We start from the raw sequence: 331 nt of genomic DNA, 5'->3' as shown, positions 1-331 counted from the left end.
GACACCAACACCTACAAGGTCGACGAAAAGAGCCTCGGCTTCGGCGTCAGCCTGTGCATTCCGCCGTTCTGCACCGGCATGAGCACCATCAGTGGTGCCAGCGGCAACTTCGGCGCGACCAACATCGACTCCAACTACGCCAGCGTCACCGAGCAATCAGGCATCAAGGCCGGTGATGACGGTTTCGACATCAACGTGCGGGGCAACACCGATCTGGTCGGCGCCGTTATCGCCAGCAGCGACAAAGCCGTGCAGGACGGCAATAACAGACTTGTCAACTCAAGCCTCACCAGCCGCGACATCAAGAACAAGTCCGATTACGACGCCAACA

The 331-nt window shown here is 58.9% G+C and carries 1 protein-coding gene; it reads left to right on the top strand.

Annotated features, from left to right (window positions below):
• On the top strand, window positions 1–331 hold a 331-nt coding region (locus GE543_RS27195; protein WP_178118679.1), incomplete at both ends, for a hypothetical protein.

It is taken from the genome of Pseudomonas sp. SZ57 (assembly GCF_009495975.1).
Lineage (GTDB): Bacteria > Pseudomonadota > Gammaproteobacteria > Pseudomonadales > Pseudomonadaceae > Aquipseudomonas > Aquipseudomonas syringae.
The sequence above is the reverse complement of the archived record's forward strand: the minus strand, read 5'-3'. Positions and strand labels throughout refer to the sequence as shown.